18 protein-coding genes are annotated in these 22,011 nt (G+C 47.6%); 7 read left to right on the forward strand and 11 right to left on the reverse strand.

Translation table 11 applies throughout. The annotated features are described in order from the left end of the window. Positions 1–140 precede the first annotated feature (140 nt). Positions 141–4,310, reverse strand: a complete 4,170-nt coding sequence (locus tag E2R66_RS07945) for a hybrid sensor histidine kinase/response regulator transcription factor (RefSeq protein ID WP_133228043.1) — start codon at positions 4,308–4,310, stop codon at positions 141–143. 205 nt (positions 4,311–4,515) lie between these two features. Here E2R66_RS07945 and E2R66_RS07950 point away from each other — a divergent pair, with 205 nt between their 5' ends. The 3 genes from E2R66_RS07950 to E2R66_RS07960 all read left to right on the forward strand — a co-directional run bounded on the left by E2R66_RS07950 (position 4,516) and on the right by E2R66_RS07960 (position 7,154). Next, the gene (locus E2R66_RS07950) at positions 4,516–5,193 is read left to right on the forward strand and encodes a response regulator transcription factor (RefSeq protein ID WP_133228041.1); all 678 of its coding nucleotides are present in this window, start codon (positions 4,516–4,518) and stop codon (positions 5,191–5,193) included. Further along, complete coding sequence (locus E2R66_RS07955) at positions 5,190–6,437, forward strand: sensor histidine kinase (protein ID WP_133228039.1); 1,248 nt, start codon at positions 5,190–5,192, stop codon at positions 6,435–6,437. The genes E2R66_RS07950 and E2R66_RS07955 overlap by 4 nt, the downstream gene beginning before the upstream one ends. Before the next feature lie 120 nt (positions 6,438–6,557). Beyond that, positions 6,558–7,154, forward strand: coding sequence for a tetratricopeptide repeat protein (locus E2R66_RS07960; RefSeq protein WP_133228037.1), 597 nt, complete (start codon positions 6,558–6,560; stop codon positions 7,152–7,154). A gap of 1 nt (position 7,155) precedes the next feature. Here the strand turns inward: E2R66_RS07960 and E2R66_RS07965 are convergent, their stop codons facing one another. Continuing rightward, the gene (locus E2R66_RS07965) at positions 7,156–8,160 is read right to left on the reverse strand and encodes an MBL fold metallo-hydrolase (protein WP_133228035.1); all 1,005 of its coding nucleotides are present in this window, start codon (positions 8,158–8,160) and stop codon (positions 7,156–7,158) included. A 96-nt stretch (positions 8,161–8,256) separates the two neighbouring features. Between E2R66_RS07965 and E2R66_RS07970 the strand changes: the two genes are divergently transcribed. Further along, positions 8,257–8,562 (forward strand): hypothetical protein, encoded by a 306-nt coding sequence (locus tag E2R66_RS07970; RefSeq protein WP_133228033.1) that lies wholly within the window; start codon positions 8,257–8,259, stop codon positions 8,560–8,562. Positions 8,563–8,566: 4 nt separating this feature from the next. Here E2R66_RS07970 and E2R66_RS07975 read toward each other — a convergent pair whose 3' ends face one another. Further along, positions 8,567–9,661 (reverse strand): AI-2E family transporter, encoded by a 1,095-nt coding sequence (locus E2R66_RS07975; RefSeq protein WP_133228031.1) that lies wholly within the window; start codon positions 9,659–9,661, stop codon positions 8,567–8,569. A 199-nt stretch (positions 9,662–9,860) separates the two neighbouring features. Here E2R66_RS07975 and E2R66_RS07980 point away from each other — a divergent pair, with 199 nt between their 5' ends. Together E2R66_RS07980 and E2R66_RS28670 are read left to right on the forward strand one after the other, a co-directional pair. Next, positions 9,861–10,508: a CatB-related O-acetyltransferase gene (locus E2R66_RS07980; RefSeq protein ID WP_133228029.1), complete on the forward strand. Its 648-nt coding sequence runs from the start codon at positions 9,861–9,863 to the stop codon at positions 10,506–10,508. A gap of 52 nt (positions 10,509–10,560) precedes the next feature. Further along, positions 10,561–10,737: a DUF6496 domain-containing protein gene (locus E2R66_RS28670; RefSeq protein WP_192901953.1), complete on the forward strand. Its 177-nt coding sequence runs from the start codon at positions 10,561–10,563 to the stop codon at positions 10,735–10,737. Positions 10,738–10,747: 10 nt separating this feature from the next. Here E2R66_RS28670 and E2R66_RS07985 read toward each other — a convergent pair whose 3' ends face one another. The 8 genes from E2R66_RS07985 to E2R66_RS08020 form a co-directional block, all read right to left on the reverse strand. Beyond that, positions 10,748–11,269 (reverse strand): hypothetical protein, encoded by a 522-nt coding sequence (locus tag E2R66_RS07985; RefSeq protein ID WP_133228027.1) that lies wholly within the window; start codon positions 11,267–11,269, stop codon positions 10,748–10,750. Positions 11,270–11,276: 7 nt separating this feature from the next. Next, positions 11,277–13,376: a M48 family metallopeptidase gene (locus E2R66_RS07990; RefSeq protein ID WP_133228025.1), complete on the reverse strand. Its 2,100-nt coding sequence runs from the start codon at positions 13,374–13,376 to the stop codon at positions 11,277–11,279. Positions 13,377–13,378: 2 nt separating this feature from the next. Next, positions 13,379–14,353, reverse strand: a complete 975-nt coding sequence (locus E2R66_RS07995) for a Gfo/Idh/MocA family protein (protein WP_133228023.1) — start codon at positions 14,351–14,353, stop codon at positions 13,379–13,381. Positions 14,354–14,524: 171 nt separating this feature from the next. Continuing rightward, a complete protein-coding gene (gene ligA / locus E2R66_RS08000; protein ID WP_133228021.1) occupies positions 14,525–16,546 on the reverse strand; it encodes an NAD-dependent DNA ligase LigA in 2,022 nt (673 codons plus the stop codon). A 115-nt stretch (positions 16,547–16,661) separates the two neighbouring features. Further along, positions 16,662–17,504 (reverse strand): endonuclease/exonuclease/phosphatase family protein, encoded by an 843-nt coding sequence (locus E2R66_RS08005; RefSeq protein WP_133228019.1) that lies wholly within the window; start codon positions 17,502–17,504, stop codon positions 16,662–16,664. A gap of 341 nt (positions 17,505–17,845) precedes the next feature. Further along, positions 17,846–19,972, reverse strand: coding sequence for a hypothetical protein (locus E2R66_RS08010; RefSeq protein ID WP_133228017.1), 2,127 nt, complete (start codon positions 19,970–19,972; stop codon positions 17,846–17,848). An 87-nt stretch (positions 19,973–20,059) separates the two neighbouring features. Beyond that, positions 20,060–20,737 (reverse strand): hypothetical protein, encoded by a 678-nt coding sequence (locus E2R66_RS08015; RefSeq protein ID WP_133228015.1) that lies wholly within the window; start codon positions 20,735–20,737, stop codon positions 20,060–20,062. A gap of 69 nt (positions 20,738–20,806) precedes the next feature. Next, a complete protein-coding gene (locus E2R66_RS08020) occupies positions 20,807–21,169 on the reverse strand; it encodes a winged helix-turn-helix transcriptional regulator (protein ID WP_133228013.1) in 363 nt (120 codons plus the stop codon). 89 nt (positions 21,170–21,258) lie between these two features. Between E2R66_RS08020 and E2R66_RS08025 the strand changes: the two genes are divergently transcribed. Beyond that, positions 21,259–22,011 (forward strand): NmrA family NAD(P)-binding protein (locus tag E2R66_RS08025; RefSeq protein WP_134737914.1); only part of this gene is annotated, 753 nt, incomplete at its 3' end.

The following is a 22,011-nucleotide window of genomic DNA, read 5'->3' on the forward strand; positions in this document are numbered from 1 at the left end:
AATTAAAGCAATTTCTTCGCTGCCGCGAGATTAGCGCAGCGTATCTCGTGGCGGGCATTGTGTAAGCTCCCAGCTTGCATTAGCTGAAGCTGACCTTGTGCACACCAGGGGCTGAAAGCCCGCGGCAGCAGTATGTACTCCTACACCATTTCGTTTTCCTTTTCCTTGTTCTTTAGTTCGGCAATATATTCCGATGGCAGTATGCCATACTCCTCGCGGAACACCTTGGCAAAGTAGGCAGCATTATTGAAACCCACCTCATAGGCCACGTTGGCTATACTTAATTTGCTCTTTTCCAGCAGTTGCACCGCGCGTTTCAGGCGAATGGTACGGATACAGTCCACCGGGGTTTTGCCGGTGAGCGTAAGCAGCTTTTTGTACAGCGATACCCTGCTGAGGTTGAGGTGCCGCGCCAGTTCCTCTACTGAAAAATTGAGGTTAGTGATATTCAACTCGATGTACGCGAAAGCAGCCTTCAGGAATTTATCGTCCTCAGATACCACGCTGATATCATTGGCCTTCACCTCAATCTGTTTCTGATAGGTTTTCTTGAAGGTTTGCTGCATGCGCAGCGAGTTGTGTATTTTGCTCAGCAGTATCTCGAAGTTGAACGGTTTTACAATGTAGTCGTTAGCTCCGCTATCCAGGCCCGCCAGTTGGTCCTGCTCTGTGCCCAGGGCGGTTAACAACAATACGGGTATTTCCGCAGTGCGGCTATCGGCTTTTATCTTTTTACACAGTTCGATGCCATTCATTTCAGGCATGCTGATATCGCTCACGATCAGCTTAGGATGCATAGCCAGGGCCTTCTGCCATCCATCCTTACCGTTTACGGCTTCTACTATGTGGAAGCTGTTCTTCAGGTTGTCTTTCAGGTAAAAGCGCAGGTCATCGTTATCCTCTACCAGCAAAATCGTAGGCTTACGTGCCGCCCCCGGACCGGCAGGTTCAGGTTCTTTCAGCATGGCAGGTACGGCCTCCTCTGGTTGCACTTCTACCACAGGCTGTACTTCCTCGCATTTTACGCCTATAGGCAGGTTAATGGTAAAGCAGCTACCGTATTCGGGCTCGCTTTCCAGCTGTATAGTACCGCCCTGCATTTTCACGAATTCGCGGGTAATGGATAGACCGATGCCACTACCTTGGTTCAACAAATTCTCGGGCAGGTCATCCTGAAAGAAACGCTCGAAAATACGTTCCTGATTTTCTTTGGCTATGCCTATGCCGGTATCTATCACCTTTATTTCCAGCATGGTTTGTATGGGTTGTGTTTCATCGGGGCTGGCCAGACTAAGCAACACGCTGATATGCCCGCCCGATGGCGTAAACTTAAAGGCATTGGAGAGCAGGTTGAACAGGATACGCTCTATCTTATCATGGTCGAAATCGGTAACATAGGCGCAAATTTCGCTCTCTACCAAAAACTGTATCTGCTTTTGGCTGGCCACATCTTTAAAACTCCCGCATACTTCGTTGATGAACTGGATGACATCGCCCTTCTTCAGGCTCAGCTTCAGCTCGTTGTACTCCATCTTACGGAAATCGAGCAGCTGGTTTACCAGGTTCAGCAAGCGCTTGCCGTTGCGTTTAATAGTTACCAGCTGGTTTTGCTGGTCGGCTTTTTCGGCGCTTTTGATGAGACTATCTATAGGCGATAAAATAAGCGACAGCGGCGTGCGGAACTCGTGGCTTACGTTGGTGAAGAATTTTATCTTCATCAGATCTAACTGGTGCATGCGGCGGGCTTCTTCTCGCTCCTGGGCAATCTTGCGCTCGGCTTCCATTTTAGCCTGGCGGGCATCAAATTGTTGCTTTATTTTTTGAATACCGCGGTGGCGAATTAACAGCAAGCCACCTATCAGCACAACAAAATAACCTAAATAAGCCAGTGGCGATTTAAAAAAAGGTGGCATCACCGTAATATTAAGCGATATGGTATCATCGCCGCTCAATGCGTTTTGCGTGCGCACTTTAAACACATAGTCGGCACCATCCAGGTTGGTGTATGTTGCCTTGCGGTTGCCGTCTGTAGCGGTTATCCAGTTTTTGTCGAAACCTTCCAGCTTGTACTCGAATTTTACTTTATCGGGGTTAAAGTAATCGCAGGCGGCAAACTCTATATCAAATACGTTTTGACTATGGGCCAGGGTAATCTCCCTGGTTTCTGAAAGGGCCTTGGTAAGCACTACGCCACCGTTTACCGTATCGCCAACGGTTACGTTTTTGTTGAATACGTGCAGATCTGTAAAGATAAGGCGGGGCTTAGGCTTAAAGGTGTTGACGATGTTCGGATCGAAGATATTGAATCCGTTTATCCCGCCAAAAACCAGTTCGCCGCTTTTTAGTCTCATGGCCGAGTACAGGTTAAACGCGCGGCCCTGCAAACCATCCAGCTCATTATAGTTGTTAAGGCGAAACTTGTATTTACCATCAACCAGGCTCAGTTCTATCTTGGCCAGCCCGTTGGTGGTGCTCACCCACATTTTGCCCTGCTTATCTTCGATGATGTTGCTTACGTTGTTGGCAGGCAGGTTTACGCCCTCTTCGATATTAAGGAAATTATTGGTTTTGGTATCCAGTATACTCAGGCCGTCCTTAGTACCTATCCATATCAGCCCGCGTTTATCCTGCGTAATAGCGTTAACATCGTTACCTACCAGGCTATTGGCGTTTTTTGGCTGCGCGGCGTAGTGGCGCACCGTGTTGGTTTGGTACTCAATCACATCAACTCCTTTATCGCGGCCTATCCATTTGTTGCGGTCGCGGTCCTCGTAAATAAAGGCCGTGTACTCCGAATGCATGGGATATTTGGGGTGCTTAAACGAGTTAGTCTTTGGGTCGAAGACATTGAAGCCGCCCTGAAATGTACCAACCCACATTCCGCCTTTATAATCCTCCATAATGGTATAAATACGATCATCGGTGATGCTGGCGGGGTCTTTTTCGTTATGGCGGTAATGGGTAAACTTACTGCCGTCGTAGCAATCTAACCCACCAAAGTAAGTACCTATCCAAAGTTTATTGTTACGGTCTATATATAGCCTTACAATGATATCATTGGCCAGGCTGTTGGCATCGGCAGGGTTATGCCTGAAACGGGTATAGGTGTTGGCTGTGCGGTTAAAATATACCAGTCCGTTGCTGTTGGTACCAATCCACAGGTTTCCTTTAGCGTCTTCGGCAAAGCTATTGATATCCTCGTAGGGCATACTTTTGGGGTCGCTGGTGGAGTGCTTATACAGCGGGAACTGCATAATGCCGCTATGGTAATAGTTTAAACCCTGTTTAAACGTGCCTGCCCAAATAGTGCCGCTGTTATCTTTATAAAGATAAAGGCTGTTGCCGCTAAGCGATTTGGCATCGTCGGGCTTGCTCACTACGTAGTTTACCGTATTGGTTTTCGGGTCGATGATATTGAGGCCGCCATGATCGCTGCCTAGCCATATCTTGCCATCATCGGCCTGTACCACGCTGTTGATGACGTTAGAATTTAGCCGGGCCTGCGGGGTATCCTTGCTGTAATGTGTTAACGTGTTGGTAACCGTGTTGTAGCAAAACGCACCTATGGGCGCAGCCTCCGAGCTTATCCACAGGTTGCGGCGGTTATCCATCAGCATGGTATATATGCGTGGCCGGGCATCTATAGCTTTGGCAAAACCATCATAACTGCGGGCAACTTTGTTGGCGCGGGTGTCCAGCTCTTCCAGCACGGCATCGTTATACAGCACCCAAACCGAGTGCTGGCTGGTGGGCAGTACATCCATCACATAATTAGCATGCAGCATAGCTGCCGAGTTGGATAGCGTACTGTAAAATAACGTAGTTTTAGTCGCCGGGTTGTAGCAATACAGGCCCGCACGGTTGGTTACGAACCAAAACCGGCCCTCCGCATCGGTGCGCACATGCGTAATCTGGCTGGTGGGCACATGGTAACGGGCTGCCTCTGCGGCAATGTTGTTGGTTATTTTTTCGGTATGAGGGTCGTAAACGCTGATATTGTTATGGGTAAACACCCACATTTTATCGTCGGGTCCCTGCTCTATCCGCACCACATGATTTTCGGAAAGGGAATTGGGGTTTTTGTTATCGCGCTTGAAAACTTTGAATTTTGAGCCGTCGTAACGGTTAAGGCCGGAGGTAGTGCCAAACCAAACGAAACCTTTGCTATCCTTAAAAATGCAATTTACCTGGTTATCAGATAATCCGTTAGTGATATCCAGGCGCGAAAATTCGTAATTATCTTTTTGAGCAAATGCACGCTGCTGCAATATTATACACAGTACAAAAAACACGTATAGCTTTAATCTCATCGTAAATTATAATTGGCAACGGCAAGGCTTTGGAGAGTATTTACCGTAGTTAAAATTAAAGATTAAATGTCATAAGAACACGCATCGTGAGGATATATTTTTTCAAAACCGACCCATTGCCCATATTATCAGCACATTAACGGCACAGAAACTCACATCCGCTACCGTACAGCATTTCTACAAATTTTACGCTTAACTTTATGCTGTGAAGATTTTAATAGTAGAGGACGAGGCAGGCTTGCGCGATAGCATAGAGGCCTATTTTACCGGTGCCGACAGCGTTTGCGAAACCGCGCCCGACTTTGCCGTGGCCCTGACCAAGGTAGGCATGTACCGCTACGATTGCATTATTTTAGACCTCAGCCTGCCCCATGGTAACGGCCTCGATATTGTGAAATACCTTAAGAAAAATCAGCATAACGACGGCATCCTCATCATATCGGCCAAAAACTCGCTGGACGACCGTCTTACCGGGCTGGACCTGGGTGCCGACGATTACCTCACCAAACCCTTCCACCTTTCGGAGCTGAAATCGCGGGTGGCAGCCATTGTACGGCGCAAAACCTTCAATGGCAACAACATGCTACAATATAACGAGATAGGCATAGACCTTACCGCCAAAACAGTAACCGTACACGGCTACCCGATAAAATTTACCCGTAAAGAGTATTCTCTGCTGCTATACTTTATTGCCAACAAGGGCAAAGTTGTATCAAAAAACGCTATTGCCGAGCACTTGTGGGGCGACAATATCGACGTGGCCGATAACTTCGACTTTATTTACTCACACATTAAAAATATACGCAAAAAACTGGTGGAAGCCGGCGGAAACGATTATATACAGGCCGCCTATGGCATGGGCTATAAGTTTGCCGGCGCATGAAACTGCTGAACAAATATAACCGCGTAAACATTGCCGTTACTATTGCCACTATGCTGGTAACCGGCATTATCTACTATTACGCCATCAGCCATATTTTAACCAACCGGATAGATAAAGACCTGGAGCTGGAAGAGCAGGAGATTTTCAACTACGTAAGTCTGAACCATGCTCTGCCCGAGGTGTACGAATCAAATCATCAGCAAATTACCTTTATGCCGCTGGGCAACCAACAAGTAGAGCGGCGGTTTGTAGATACCGTTTATAAAGAAATTGATGAGAACGACCTGGAGGCGGGTCGCGCGCTCATCAGCATAGTGAAAGTAAAAGGTCAAAATTATCGCATACTGGTAACCCAATCTAAGGTAGAAACGGAGTACCTCATTAAAATCATTTTCCAGATTACCATTGTAGTGATATTTGTTTTACTGGTGCTGCTAACCGTGTTAAACAGGTTTATCCTCAAAAGCATCTGGCAGCCATTTTATAGCGTACTGGCCCAGCTAAGGGGTTTTAGTGTAGCCGATAAGGTTACGATAAACAGCACGCCATCGGGCATTGACGAATTTAACGAACTGGACCAGGCCGTTACCGCCATGGCTGGCCGCGTAAAGCACGATTACCAAAACCTGAAAGCCTTTACCGAGAATGCGTCGCACGAGTTGATGACGCCGGTATCGGTGATCAATTCCAAACTGGATACCCTGCTGCAAACCGATACCTATACCGATAAGCAAAGCAAGCTGCTCAACGATATTTACGGCACGATGGCAAGGCTTACGCGCCTAAACAAATCGATGCTGCTGCTGACAAAAATAGAGAACGGCGTAATTGGTGCTGATGAGCAGGTAGACATCAGAGCCATCATCGAAGAAAGCCTTTACCAGCAGGAGGAGCTTATCCACGGTAAGAACATTAACCTGGTGACCACACTGGAGGACAAACAATTAAAAACTAGCAAGCTGCTGATGGAGGTACTGCTGAATAACCTGATCAGCAACGCCATCAGGCACAATTACCCGGGCGGCGAAATTGCCATTACCCTAAACGCAACGCAAATAACCATTGCCAATACCGGCAAAAATATTTTTGATATTACCGAGGTGCTTAAAAGATTCCATAAATCAACCGATTCTGAAGGCATTGGCCTTGGCCTAACCATTTGCAAGCAAATTTGCGATAACTACGGTTTTACGCTGCAATACAACCTGATTGATGAAAGGCATGTTTTTTCGGTAGGATTTTGATGGGGCCGCAATGGGTATAAACCGATCTCAATAAATTCCAGTTGGCAGTCTCGAAAAACACAGATACAATCAAATCTCAATTATTACGTTAGCTGGTTATATTTGCGCCAATTGCTACCTATGATAAAGAAGACTACCCTGCTGCTATTAACGGTGTTTGCCATGGCAAGCGCCAAAGCGCAAACCGCCGAAGAAGTTTATAATCATTACCTTGATTTTAACCTGGCCCGGGTAGATGGAACACAAGGCAACGCCATACAACTTGGCGAAAACCTGATACCCGATACCGCCAAACTGCCCGCCAAGGCACGCATCAATTTTTATAATTCGATGGGGAAGTTATATGAAGATGACTCGCAAACGGTTAGGGCGAAGCAGTTTTATGAAAAGGTTGCAGAAGCCGTTCCCAACTATTACGTGGCGCAACGGGCGTTAGGGTATATTTACGCTAAAGAGGCCGAAAGCTTTGCCGATAAGCTGAATGAGACCGCAAATAACCCTACCGAAAATAAGAAGGTAATGGCATTATATACCGCCGCGGCTAAAAAGGCCCTCCCCTACCTGGAAAAGGCACAAGCCTGCGACCCGGACGATGATACGCTCGCGCGCATCAACATCCTGTTGAAAAACACAAAAGATACTGCCGGCTTAGCCAACCTCAAAGCAAAACTCGTTGAGCTATCTAAAAACTGCATCGACCTGCTCGACGATAAGTAGTTTAAAACACCAGCGGCTTGCCTTGCCTTGGGTAAATGAGGTTCATTTGCCTTTTGTTGGCATAGTTAAGCTGTACTTTTATTTTAGTGATGCTCCTGTAAGGAGGTTTCATGTGCGTTACTACAACATTCAACCCTTTTAATGATGTACCTGATAGCTGCGCGAGCACGTCCATTTCATTCATCAATAGCCTTGGCGTAAGGTGGCCGAAAAGGTTTTTATCGGGCTGATCGCTGGGGTAGCTTACTTCTATCATCAGCGCTTTTAGCTTGCCTGCGGCCACAAGCGGCGCCACGGCTTCCCACAATTTATGTAGGTTCTGGCTTTTTTCTATTTCGTCGGCACCGGTATCACCGAGGTATAAAACGTAGCTATCCTTGCTACGCAGTAAAAAAGCAGTACTGGTAAGGTTTGAATGACTCAGCGGAAAGGCCTGCACCTGCATATCTGTGTTATCCACCGCACTTTCTACGCCAGGCAGCAGGGGGCTGTAATGATATTTTTTGAGTTGTGGCTTGCCGCCGTCATCGGCAAAGTTGGCCCAGCTTTCCCAGGTAAAATAGTGCGTCTTCAGGGTCTCGAGGGTGCTGGCAAGTCCGTAGATATTTTTGGTGCTATCCTCGGGCGAGTTGATGATGAGCCCTGCCAGGTGATCTAAATGCGCATGCGAAATAAAATATCCTTTGATGTATTGCTTCAGCACCTTATCGCCCCGCACATCAAAGGCTTTATTGTCGATTGCTTTTTCGATGCCTGCGTGCAGGGTGCCGGCATCCAGGCATACGTAATTATTCGAACCAACGGGCGCCACCATGTAGGCAGAGAGGTTGCTCTCGTCTATGCCGCCCAGCACGCCCAGCGGAACTATGCGGAATGACCCTGCATCGGAGCTTGTTGGTGCTGCTACAAGTTTAGACCTATGCTTCGCCTTGTGTTTGCGCTGTGCAAAAACAAACGCCGGCAAAAGTAATAAAAAGGTAATGGCTAATAATTTACGGTGCAACATAGGGGAATTGTTTTGCTCAAAAATAAACATCCGGCGCAATAACCGAATTAATTTATAAACGCGATTTGCAGGAAAAACTTTTACTTTGCCCTTGTTATGAAAACGAGCCAAATAGCCGCCAAAGCCGTAGTACGTGTGTTTTTTATTTTGTTACTGCTTGCGCTTATCCCCTTTCTACAGGGCGACACGGCTAAATGGCAACACCTGTACCTTGCACCCAAACACACCTATATGCTGGCCTTCCCCATTTTGCTGATACTGGGCTTTATTACACTGTTGGTACTTTGCTCCATTAAAAAATACAGCAAGGCCGATTTGAACTGGTTATTGGTTATCAATACCGTAGTGTTGATTGCCTATGCGGCTACCTTATATTCCAGCATTTACAGGTTGGTGCAATAAAAGCCTACTCCGTTTTCATTTCTTCTTTAGCGCTTTTCTTCACTTCGTAATCGCCGCCAAGGAGATAGCCCCATGGCTTCAGTGCCTCTACCCTGTCGAAGATTATCTTGAAGATGGCAATGATGGGAATAGAAAGGAACATGCCCGATAGCCCCCACAGCATTTCGCCCAATATGATGCCGATGAAGGTAATCAGCGCATTCAGCCGCACTTTAGACCCCACCACGGCAGGCAGCAGGAAGTTTGCATCCAGCGCGTGAATGGCCACCACGCAAACCCCGACGGTAAAAGTATCGCTGATGGTACCCGTGGCAAAGGTAATGACCACGCTAAGCAGCAAAGCCGTAAAAATACCCAGGTATGGGATAATGTTGAACAGGCCGACGATGAGCCCAAGCAGTGCTGCGTATTTGATGCCGATGATCCAAAAGGCTGTAATGGCTACCGCCGCTACGATTACCATCTCCAACAATAGCCCGAAGATGTATTGTCGCAATATCTTCTGCACATTCTCTGCAATATCCACCACCACGTGCGAGTTATCGTCCTGGAAGACAGATATCACAAACCTGAACAGCAAGCGCCGGTAAAACAGGATAAAAAACGTAAACACCATAATGAACACGTAGAACAACATCAGCGATGATATGGCACCGAAAGTAGTCTCTAGCACCACCCCACCCGATGCCATTATTTTTCGGGCGGTAGTATCTACATAACTCATTTGTTGCGTAGCATCTATCTTAAAAGTGTAGTGTACCCATTCCTGCAGGCCGCTTGCAGATTGCTCCACCTGCTTTTTAAGCATGGGCCAGTCGTTATTAAGGTTAGATATCTGCGCACCTACCAAATACAGTATGCCGCCCACAAAAGCGACCAACAATATGATTGATAAAAAAGAAGACGCGCTACGCGGCAGCCGGAGCTTTTTCTCCAAAAATTCAGATATGGGCAGTAGCAGCACCGCAAACAAAAAGCCGAAGATGAGTGGGTCTACCAAATCTTTGGCCAGTATAAGCAGGTAACCTAATATGCAAAAGCCTATGAGTATGAGGGCCAGCCGCTCATAAAATGGGGCTATTATCTTTTTAGTGGGCATACAAAGTGGGTATGTGTTTTTATCATGTTGAACATAGTTAAAAAAGCCGACAAATTTTTAAGCAAGCCAAATTTTTGTATGATTTTTCAATGCGCCGCAACCGGGACGTTTTCCTGCACCAACGCTTTTAAAACATGAAACAGTGCTGTAGCTTTGTTGTTTTTAAGCAAATACCTAATTTCAACTAAATTTCACAACTATGCTTAACGGACCAAACCCCGGTATGCGCTACCCTATGGAGCCGTATCAAAACCTCGTATTCTTAAAAAACTTCATTACGCGCCCCAATATTATCGTTGGCGATTATACATATTACGACGATTTTAAAGATCCGCTAAACTTTGAGCAAAACGTGATCTATCACTTTGATTTTATTGGCGATAAGCTCATCATAGGTAATTTTTGCGCCATTGCATCGGGCGTAAAATTCATCATGAACGGTGCTAATCACGAGAGTGCGCCCATCTCTACGTTCCCCTTCGCCATCTTCCGCAACGGTTGGGAAAAGATAAACGATAGCGCCCACCCGACCGGTAAATTCCCCTATAAAGGCGATACGGTAATTGGCAACGATGTTTGGATAGGTTACGAAGCTACCATTATGCCAGGCGTTACCATTGGCGATGGCGCTGTTATCGCCTCCAAAGCTGTGGTAACCAAAGATGTTGCACCTTATACCATCGTAGGTGGCAATCCTGCAAAATTGATACGTAGACGATTTGACGAAGCCGATGCCGCCCGCCTGCAAAAAATAGCCTGGTGGCACTGGAGCGCCGAAAAAATAACCGAACACCTGCTGGTCATCAATTCGGGCGACATAGATGCGCTGGAGAAAGCCGCCCTATAAAACTGGCAGCAGCTTTGCTATGGTATTCGTATTCATTTAAACCGTAAAAAACATGGCAAAATATGCTGAAAAAGCAAGCGAAAAGGTTGAAGAAGTAATGCACGAAATGAAAGAGGGCAAGCTGAAAAGCGGCAGTGGTGAAAAAGTTACCAGCAAAAAACAGGCAATAGCCATCGGCCTCTCTGAGGCGCGTAAAGAGGGCGCAAAAGCACCAAAGAAGAAAGATTAGGAGTTTCGACTTATCGTTCCTCTGCCGAAAACATGGATATCACCCAATCGTTCAGCTCGCCTTTTTTGTCGAGTTCTATCAGGTGTTCTATATCCTCATCGGTTTTATGGGCTGGCTCGGCATTGTACTTATCTACCACGGCCCTTACCGCAATGATATTGGCGTTGTTTACATCGAAACCGGTTTTGTGTTGCAAAACAAACTTAGAGAAAGCAGCCATGTAAACAAAACCTAACTGGGGGTTTTTATCGGAGAGATTCATCACCGCTTCGGTAAGCCTAATGGTTACTGCCGGCGTTCCTTTTATCCACTTGAGAAAGAATTGCGTGGCTTCCTCCATTTTTGGCGGCTGGGCCTTCCATGGCGTTTGCTGCAGCCAATCGGCAGTGCGAATGATATCGGTTTCATAGCGGGCATAGTCATCCCTGGTTTTCAGCACGTAGTTTTTAGGCACCTCGTAGGTCTGCGCAAGGGCAGATGAACCCGTCGCCAGCATCAGCAGCAATAAACCCGTTATGGCGAAACTCTTCATTATTTGCTTAAGCCGTGTTACCTAATAAATTAAGCTGAAAATTCAGCAAATCTTTCTTCATTTCAAAATGGCATTTCGAAATTGCTTTAATATAGGCTTGCGTGCCCTTATTAAATACTGCAATTGCCTCGTTATTGTAGTTGGGGTGGATAAAATAAGCAGATGTGCCATCTAAATAGGCGTTTATGGCTTCGGTATCGCTTTCTGTAAGATAAGGTTTCACCTCCGCTGTTGCGATGGCTTCGCGTATCGCTGGCTTAAATATCTTTTCTTTGGCATAAATGGCATCTACCGTTTCGTGTATTTCGGAATAGGGCATACTGTGATAGATGTTGTTGAAGGTAGCCAGCACATCATTATATTGATCGTAGCGTTTCACCGCCTGCGGCTGATACGCAAAAAGTTTGCGGTACTTATCTGCAAGCGCCTGTTTATCGCCCTCAGCGGCCAGCGATAAAAAATAAATAAATACGTCCTCGTCCAACACGGCTATGGCATTTTGGGTTTGCTTTAGGTCTTCATCAATCAACGTTTTTACATAACCGGCATCGCTACGGCTGTATTTAGTGCCTTTGTAATCAAAGGTTTTAACATCATCCCTAACCGTTATAATCATATCCATCAAGGTGATATCGTTCTCCATACGCTCCACCGCCTCAGGCAGGCTGCAGTTCTCCGTGGCAAATAATCCCTCGAAAGTTAACTTTTGATAGGTTGCAGCTTTGGCTTCAGCAACATCCACGTCAAATGCTGTGATGTTGCGGTCGTAATAGTTACGGTAACGTTTATCCAGGGTATCGGTGTTAACTGTTGCATCAAAATCTGCTTTAAAGTCTTCCAGTTCCACAAAGTTGGTGCCCTTTGCCTTTTCTACGCCAGCATACAAATACTCGGTTAAGCTTACCTGCAGGTCGCGGGCATTATCGAACAGCGCCCATGCCGGTGTTTCATCCGTGTCAGTTACCAGGTTTATCTTTTCGAGGGCAAGTTCGCGGTCTTCTGTTGATGGGTGTGAGCTCCATTGGTCGTCTATCACTATCTCGCTGTTGTTTACCAAAGCATCCCCTTTTTTGATCAGTGGCAACCCGGCTGTGTCCGTCGGCATTAAACGCCTTTCGGCAAACTTCCTCATTACCTCTAGCTGCTGCGGGTAAAAATTTGCCGACCGCATATTGTCGCCCAGTTTGGTATTCCAGTAATCCAGCAGGCGCGTATAGCAAAAATTGCTAATCTCCAACCTTTTCAACGAAGTTACCAGGTGGTTGCCCCCGCTTACATAGGCTGCAACGGCATCGGCATGGAACTCCATTTCGCGCGAGAGCGCCATATGGCTCTTATTGAGCACCACATACACCTGGCGCAGCACCCACTGCATGCCCTCTACTATTTTAATATTCATTACAGCCGTCAGCCGCAGTATCGAATGCCAATTGGCCCAGGCATTCAGCATTTTGCCATATCCCTCGTTATCGTAAAGCATGTTGTATATCACCTTGTTCAGGTTATAAACATAGCTGCCGAATTTCATACTGCGCTGCGAGAAATGCCCAAACTCGTGCGCCATTACCGCCTTAAATTCCGAAACGTTTATGCTGTTGACCAAACCCAACCCTATCTTCAGGTTCTTTTTCACAGGGAAAAACATGCTCCAGAAACTCGAATCGTAAAAAACGGCTGCGTTTACATCTGCTGTTACATATATGCGCTTAGGTTTTGGTGCGTTTGTTTCTTCAGCAATTTTATCTATGAACGCGAAGAGCTGCGGCTGCTCCCCTCGGCTCAGCTCCATCATGCCCGAGTAATCCTGCTTTGTTTTCTTGAAAAGGAATTTGATGACAAAAAACACCAGCATCAAGCCGGATAACATTAAGCCTATGCCTAAAACCAGCGACATGAACCCCGCTTTGCCGATAATAGCCATGCCCAGTGCCCCAAAAGCAATGGCGATGCCTATGGCCATGAGCAACAAAAAGATATACGACAATACAAACAAGCCAATGGAGGCAATTGCTCCGTAAACCTTTTTTGTAAAAGATGCAGAGGGCTTGATGATGTTTTTATCCGCGCCCTGAGGCATTGGCGGAAAGGATAAGGTTAGGTTGTTCATTGTTATTTGAGGGTGAAAGAGTCGATTATTTTCATCAGTACCACGGCCTCGTCTATAGTGCAGGGGTTTGGCCCCTCGTCTTTAAAGTAAGCCACTATTTTCTCTATCATGGGCTGTTGTATATGCATAGGGTGCGTAAAATCAATGGTTTCCTCACCCTTTTCGGTTTTAAGGGTTACAAACTTGCCGAAGAACGGGAAGGTGATTTTGCCTTTGGCACCCACTATTTCGCAGGCATCTATGGTTTCGCTCTGGGCTACGTTGAAGCTCCAGGAGCCGTTTACCACTACTTTGTTCTTAAATACAATGAGGCCACAAACGTGGTCGTCTGCCGGGCTGGTATTGGCCTGGTTCAGGCTGTAGCCGGTAAAATGTTCCGGCTCGCCAAAAAAGTAAAGCATCAGATCGAGCTGGTGCGGGGCCAGATCATGGAAGTAACCGCCACCTGATACCTCGGGATCCAGCCGCCAGTTAGTGCCGGGGTAAGTAGGTACCGTTGGTTCGCGATGTTGCCACATGCGTATCTGGGCAGTGCGAACCTCGCCTATAGCACCCGAATCTAATAAGTTTTTCACATGCAAAAACATGGGCAGTGCGCGGCGGTAATGGGCTACTACCAGTTTTGCGTTACCTTCTTTTACTGCTTCGGCCATGGCTTCGGCTTCGGCAGCATTGCGGGTAACCGGTTTCTCTACGTAAACATTCAGGCCTTTTGCAATGGCGCGTTTGGCATATTCCAGGTGCGATGATGGAGGCGTGGCGATAGACACGGCGTTAACCTCCGGGTCGTCCATCAATAGTTCGGCATCGCTGTACCATTTACCCACGTTGTGACGGCGGGCGTAGTCGGCTGCTTTTTCGGCATCGCGGCGCATTACGGCCACCAGGCTGCTATCAGCTATTTTATTGTAGGCCTGCCCGCTTTTTAGTTCGGTAACGTCGCCGCATCCGATAATGCCCCAGTTTATTGCACTCATATTTATTATTATTCTGATTACACAGATTTTATTGATTTCACCGATTATTTCAGTTTACACCGATTGCACCGATTTTTTTGATTGCACCGATTTTTGTTTGGATGACACTGATTATTTTGATTGCGTCAATAGGATAATCGGTGTAATCAAACTAAGAATCGGTGTAATCGTTTAAATCGGTGTAATCATTTTTAATAAATCCCCATCGCTGATTATCGGGATATTCAGTTTGTTTGCCTTCTCTAATTTGGCCGGGCCCATGTTTTCGCCGGCTACCAGGTAGTTCAATTTGGCGGATATGCTGCTCAATATCTTCCCGCCGTTTTGCTCGATAATGTCTTTCAGCTCGTCGCGCGAGTATTTTTCGAACACGCCGGAGATGATGAAACTTTGGCCTGTTAACTTATCGCTGGCGAGGGTTACTTCTTTTTCTACCGCTACCAACTGCAGGCCTGCGGCCCTTAGTTTTTCTATTTCTTCGCGATGGCTGGCATCCTGAAAATACTCCACGATGCTTTGGGCAATACGTTCACCAATTTCGTCGGCGGCGGTAAGCTCCTCTGCCGTAGCCGCCATTAGCTTATCGATGGTTTTGAAATGCGCCACCAATTTTTTGGCCACGGTTTCGCCCACGTACCGGATACCCAGGCCAAAGAGCACCTTTTCGAAAGGCTGTTCCTTTGATTTCTCCAGGCCATCCAGCAGGTTGTTGATGGATTGCTCGCCAAAACGGTCGAGGCTCTTCAACTCTGCAACATGGTCTTTCAGCGTGTAAAGATCGCTGATATGGCGTATCAGTCCCCGGTTGTAAAACGTGTTGATGGTTTCATCGCCCAGGCCATCTATGTTCATTGCCTTACGGCCAATGTAGTGCTGCATTTTGCCTACTATCTGCGGTGGGCAGCCCTCATCGTTGGGGCAGTAAAACGCCGCCTCGCCTTCCTGCCTTTTCAGTTCGGTATTGCAGGCGGGGCAATGGGTGATGTACTGTATAGGCTCGGCACCGGGTTTGCGCTTTTCCAGGTTTACACTAATGATTTTGGGGATGATCTCCCCGCCTTTCTCCACGTAAACGGTATCGTGTTCGTGCAGTTGCAGGCGCAGCATTATTTCGTCGGCATTGTGCAGCGTGGCGCGTTTTACAGTGGTTCCGGCAAGTAAAACCGGCTTTAAGTTGGCCACCGGGACCACGGCACCGGTGCGGCCCACCTGGTAGGTTACGGCAAGCAGCTCGGTCTCTACCCGTTCTGCCTTGAATTTATAGGAGATGGCCCAGCGCGGCGACTTGGCCGTAAAGCCCAGCTCCTGCTGCTGCGAATAGTTGTTTACCTTGATCACGATGCCATCAATATCATAGCTCAGGTGATGTCTTTCGGTATCCCAATAATTGATGAACTCCAGCACGCCGTTGATATCGCTGACCAACCGGCTATGGTTATCTACATGGAAGCCCCAGCTCTTTACCGCCTCGAGGCTTTCCCAATGGGTTTTGAACAGGCTTTTCTCGGTGTATAAGCCATACAAAAAGCAATCCAGCGGGCGGCGGGCCACCTCGGCAGAATCCTGCAGTTTCATGGTGCCCGATGCAAAGTTACGCGGATTGGCGTAAGGTACTTCGCCGGCATCTGTGCGTTCTTTATTCAATCTCTCGAATGCCTTAAGGTGCATAAACACCTCACCGCGTATCTCAAACAAATCGGGGTAATTACCTTCGCCTAATTTCTTGGGGATGGTGTGGATGGTGCGCACATTGGTGGTCACTTCATCGCCCTGTGTGCCATCGCCGCGGGTAACGGCGCGGGCCAGCTTGCCATGCTCGTAGGTAAGACTCATGGATAGCCCGTCGAACTTCAGCTCGCAAACGTATTCGAAATTATCGCCGATGGCCTTGCGCACGCGTTGGTCAAAATCTACCAGTTCCTGCTCGTTATAGGTGTTCCCTAACGATAGCATGGGCCAGCGGTGCTTTACCGTTACGAATTCCTTGGTGATATCGCCCCCAACCTTTTGTGTAGGCGAATCGGCATCCAGAAACTGCGGAAACTCTTTTTCCAGCTTGCCAAGCTGCTCCAGTTTTTGGTCGAAATCGTAGTCGGTAATAGTAGGCATAGCCAGCACATAGTAGTTGTAAGTGTGCTGTTTAAGTTCGGCAGTAAGGGCCTGTATCTGTTGTTGGGCTTCGTTAGGCGACATGATAGCGAAGATAATAATAGTTGCTTGATTGAATATCGAATAATGAATGACGAACGCCGAATATCGAAGTTTTTTAATTCATCATTCGACATTCAGGATTCGATGTTCGACATTATTAATATCTCAGCGTCACCACCACCGGGTAATGGTCAGATGGCAAGCGGCCATGGTAGGTATTGGTAAGGATACCGTATCGGGTTACCTTGAATTTATTGGTAACGAAGATATGGTCGATACGCTTATCGCCTGCAGTGTTTACATCGTAGGCATTGTAGGTGTTCGACGGTGCCAGTTTAACGGGCGAAAGCTCATAACTATCGCGAAGTAATCCCGAGGTATTGATGAGCATGTAGCTCTCGTTGGTTTGGTCTACATTAAAGTCGCCGGTGAGGATAGTGGGCGTATTACCGGCCATGGCCTTTATTTTATCCATAACCAATTTGGCGCTCTCGCGGCGGGCAACGATGCCGATATGGTCCATATGCAAATTGAAGAAGTTGAACACCAGGCCGGTTTTGAGTTCTTTAAGCTGCGCCCAGGTACAGATGCGCGGCAAGGCGGCATCCCAGCCTTTGTTGGGTTTATCGGTAATGGTCGACATCCAGAAGTTGCCCGATTTAAGCACCCTGAACTTGTCGGCTTTATAAAATATAGCCGAATGCTCGCCGCCGTGCTGCCCATCATCGCGGCCGGCGCCCAGCCATTTGTAGCCCGGCAGGCTATCGTTCAGTTGCGTTAACTGGTGATATAAGCCCTCCTGCGTACCAAAAATATCCAGATCGTTAAAACGGATGATCTTAGCAATGTTGGGGTATCTTGCCCTCCAGCCATTGCCGGCTATGGAATCGTCCTTACTATCGTAGCGGAGATTATAGGTAGCGATATTGAGTTGCTGCGCTTTTGTGAAAGTGGCAGTTGCCGTAAGCAATAGCAGGAAAAGGAGGATTTTGATTTTCATGATGGTAATTGTTAATTGGTCAAAATTACAAATCATTGGCGTTAACCTGCAAAGTGTAGTGTTATGATTATGTTAGGGAAGGTTTCGTCAGCTGAAAGCTGACGCTATGCAAGCCACGAGTTGAAAACTCGCGGCAGTGGGAAAGCATGAAGTCCTTGCATAGCGGATTTGCATCGCCAACAAGTTCTCTCCTCGCCCATGCGCGCACTGCCCCGCTGCTCGTTCGAGATGACAAAAACCAATATCCATCCGTTGGTTGGAAACCAACGGCAATGAAGGTGGGTTGGAGGGCAATGCTATTTTCAACCACTGCAAACTGCCCACCGCTAACTGCCAACTGCCTATACCTCCCCTTCCCTTTTTCTCAAAAACCACTCTGCACTTAGCAATACAACCAATAAGCCGAATATCCACTTCAGACTAATCATATCGTTGTAGCGCTTATCTTCATAAACTACGGTTTTGATGTTATCATTTTTGCGGATAAGATTGGCCAGTTGATCTATTTGCGCGGGTAACAGCATTTGCCCGCCAGAGCGTGTTGCAATGGCCTTCAGTAACTGATGATTGGCTGTGCTTTGGCGCGCCTCCAGGTTTAGTTGCTTTACCGTGATTTGCCCGTGGGCGGTAAACTGCTGCTTGCCGTTTTTAGCGGTGGCGGTATAGCTATATTCGCCTACCGGTAGTGCGCCCGCATTTAGCTGGTAACTTTGCCCGCTACGGGTAAACAGGAAGCTGTAATTTTTGCCGTCGCCGCTTTTTAGGGCAATGCTTACATCGGGCGTGTTCACCAGTTCCAGCGCATCGTTGTATAGCTCAGCATTAAGCAGCACATTCTCGCCCTCATCAAATATATTCTTAGATGGGTACACCCTGAAACGTTCGCGGTTGGCATTGGCGGTAAGGTATTGCACGGACTGACTAAACAGTTCCTCCAGCGCATGGTGGTTGCTGTATTCGCGGTATTCGGCCAGTTGCCAGCGCCAAAGCCCCTCGGCGGTAAGCACTGCGGTTCGGCGCCCACCCTCTTCGCTAAAAGCAAGCAGCGGGTAGGCCGTGGGTACGTTACCTATCTTTTGTTTTAGCAAAACCACGGTGTTAGCCTGCGCCTCGTAGGTGCCATAAGCTGACATCAACGGCGGCAGCCTGGCTATTTTGTTTTGAGTAGAGTCTGTAAGGGTGAAAGCTGTAAATGTGGGCATCGGCTGCGCAAAAACCTCCTGGGCATCGTCGCTGCCGGCATTGATGTTAACCGTTTTTTGTGCGCGGTTAAAACTGTTTATATCCGCCTGTGTACCGGCAACCAGCCACAACGGCATTTTGCCGCTTAGTATATTTTGCACTTTGCCATAACTGGCGGCAGATAGCTGGTACAATAGGACGAGGCTATAATCATTGGCGCTGATGGTGCCAAAATCGGCCATGGTGACTGATTTTACCTCGAAATTACGGTTGCTTTCTATCGATTGTTTAATAACGCTGATATCGGGGTGCGGACCATCGTACAGCAGTAATATCTTCTGCCGGGCATCCAGCACCTCCACGTAAAAGGTTTCGGTATTGTTTTGTACCGATAGCTCATTTTTTAAAGGCGAAAGGCTTAGCGTAAACTTGCGCAGGCCTTTTTTATCAGCATTCAATTTTAGCGGTATCACCTTTTTGAATGCCGCAGAGGTGATGCTGATGTTTTGGCTGCTGAGTTGCCGGCCATCTTCGGTTACCGTGAGCCGCATATTTTCGCCTGTGCTCTGGTAAGCTTCGGCTAAAATCTCTACCTCAAAATCGTTACCCAGGTAGGCGGTTTTGTTGTAATTGACGTTGCCGATAAGCAAATCGCGGCGGGGGGTTGTATCGCCCAGGGCTATGGTATAAATGCTGGTTTTGATGTTACGAGCCTCGTATTGCGGGTCGGCACCGAGGTTGTAGAGGCCATCGGTAGCCAGTATAACCGCGCCGATGTTGCGGTTTACAAAGCGATCGTTCAGTTGATGCAAGGCCGATGCGATATCGGTTTGCTTGCCGTTGTAAGTATTGGAGAGACCATCGTGCAAATCTCTATCAAAATTGAATTCGTGTACCTCGAAGCCATCGCCGAGTTGGGATTTGAGGGCGGCGAGAGAAGCAACACCCCGGCCCTCTCCAGAGGAGGGGGAGTAAGAAGCTCTTGAAGTCCTCTCCTTTGGAGAGGATTTAGGTGAGGCTACCCCAAACAGCTTCACCGATTCGGAATTATCCTGCGCAATCAATATCAGCGGCTTTTGCGGCTGGAGGCTCACCGTTTTTATCAGGGGCGATACCAATAGTAAAGCCAGTAAGGTTACCACTATAGCACGTAAGGCAAACAGCCCATACCGCGCGGCTTTGGCCAGTTGCACGGGTTTCCTATAAAGTAGCCAGGCATACAGCAAGCCAAGCACCATACAGGCAGGCAGCCACCACCCCGAAACAGCACCCCAGCTTATAGACATGCCTGATTAGTAGTGAATGGAAAGTGGTGAGTAGTTCGCATAAAAACCATACCCGCAAAATGCGAAATTATTGTGGAATGGGTTTAATTAATTTTCGGGCTGCCGACGTGGGTCAACGTAATTGATGCCTTGCGCCAAAAAGAAACCTTTCAGCATGTCGGATTTTTGTTCGCAATCTGCAGTGTATCTAATTTTACGCGAACTGAGGTAATAGCGATGGCACATAAAACATAATTCGATGTATTGTGTAAGGTTACCAGCCGCATCAAAAAAAAGGATGGCGTTGCGGGGTTCATAGCATGAATATCCATGCCCGGCAATCTCAAACGTGAGGTTTTTAACGGGTGTGAAGCCAACGTTATACAGGATATCGGTAAGCGAATCTAAACCCTTTGCACTGAGTTGCTTTATCTCCTTTATCTTGCGATAGTTCAGCTTAAACCTGTTTGGGGCCATCGGCGTTATCACCTCCTGGGTATCGTGCGGCATTGGCGGATTGATTAAGTTTCCGGCAGTATCCAGGATTTCAGCATCATGGTACAACACAAACTCAAATGATATCAGTTTAACGCTGCCCGCGGTGCTAAACGGAAAAAAAGACCGACGTTGCGCCGCAGTGTAAGTATTCCGATGCAGGCATTGGTCGTGCAGGATTGCTGCCCTGTCCTCGGCTTTTGTTGGCGGGCCTAATGGCCGCTTAGGCTTTTGGGCCATAACAACGCCCGGCAAAATCAACAGGCAAAAGATTAAAAGGTTTTTTTTCAAGTGGCAAGGTTTATGCACCTAATATACAACATTCTGAGTTGTTTATATTCGCAGTGCCTGCCGGTCCAATTAAATCATCTCCGCATTCCATTGCTCATAACCCCAGGCCGCAATGGCTTTCAATACCGGCTGCAGGCTCTCGCCTTTGGTGGTGAATTGGTAAACCACGTACGGCGGCACAACAGCCTCGGCTTTGCGACTAACCAGGTCGTCGGCCTGTAGTTGTTTCAGGTGCTGTATCAACATTTTCTCGGTAATACCGGGGATGGCGCGCCTAAGTTCGCTATAGCGTTTGGGGCCGCTCATCAACTGGTAAAGGATAATGGGTTTCCAATGCCCGCCTATTTTATTCATCACGAAGCTTACAGGGCAGGCCTGCATGCTCAGCTCTTTATTGAAGTTCCAGGTGGAGTTTTCTTTTATCTGTGTCATGGTCGATAACTGCTTACTTAAGGGTAAGTACTTGTATAAAAGTAAGTACAAATATAACTTTGTCTCAACAAATAAAAAATAAAAAAAACATGAAAATCATCGTAACAGGCTCATTGGGTAATATCAGCAAACCCTTAGCCATCAACTTAATTAACGCAGGCCATTATGTAACCATAATCAGCAGCAGTGCAGATAAAGCCGCCGAAATAGAAGCCCTTGGCGGCACGCCGGCCATCGGCTCGGTTAGCGACGTGGACTTCCTCACCAAAACCTTCACTGGTGCAGATGCCCTCTATGCCATGATTCCGAACGACCTCTCTTCCGACAACTTCCGTAAGCACATCGGCGGCGTAGGCCTCAAATATGCCGAAGCCATTAAAGCCAGCGGCATTAAAAAAGTAGTGCTTTTGAGCAGCCTGGGTGCGCATATCGATGGCGGAACCGGGCCAATATCGGGCGTATACGATGTGGAGCAGGCCTTCAATCAACTCGATGGCGTAGACATCCGCATCCTGCGCCCTGCTTTCTTTTACTACAACTTCTTCCACAATATCGAGTTGATCAAACATGCCGGTATCATTGGCGCCAACTATCCGGGCAACAAACCGCATGTAATGGTGCATCCTAACGATATCGCCGAAGTTGCCGCATACGAATTGCAGCAATCCTTTACCGGCACAACCGTGCGCTACATCGCCAGCGACGAACGCACCCTGGATGAAGTGGCGTCAGTTTTAGGCAAAGCGATAGGCAAACCCGATTTGAAATGGGTGGAATTTACCGACGAGCAATCCCTACAAGGCATGCTGCAGGCCGGGCTTCCGCAGGAGTTTTCCCGTAGC

This window comes from Mucilaginibacter psychrotolerans (assembly GCF_004519315.1).
Lineage (GTDB): Bacteria > Bacteroidota > Bacteroidia > Sphingobacteriales > Sphingobacteriaceae > Mucilaginibacter > Mucilaginibacter psychrotolerans.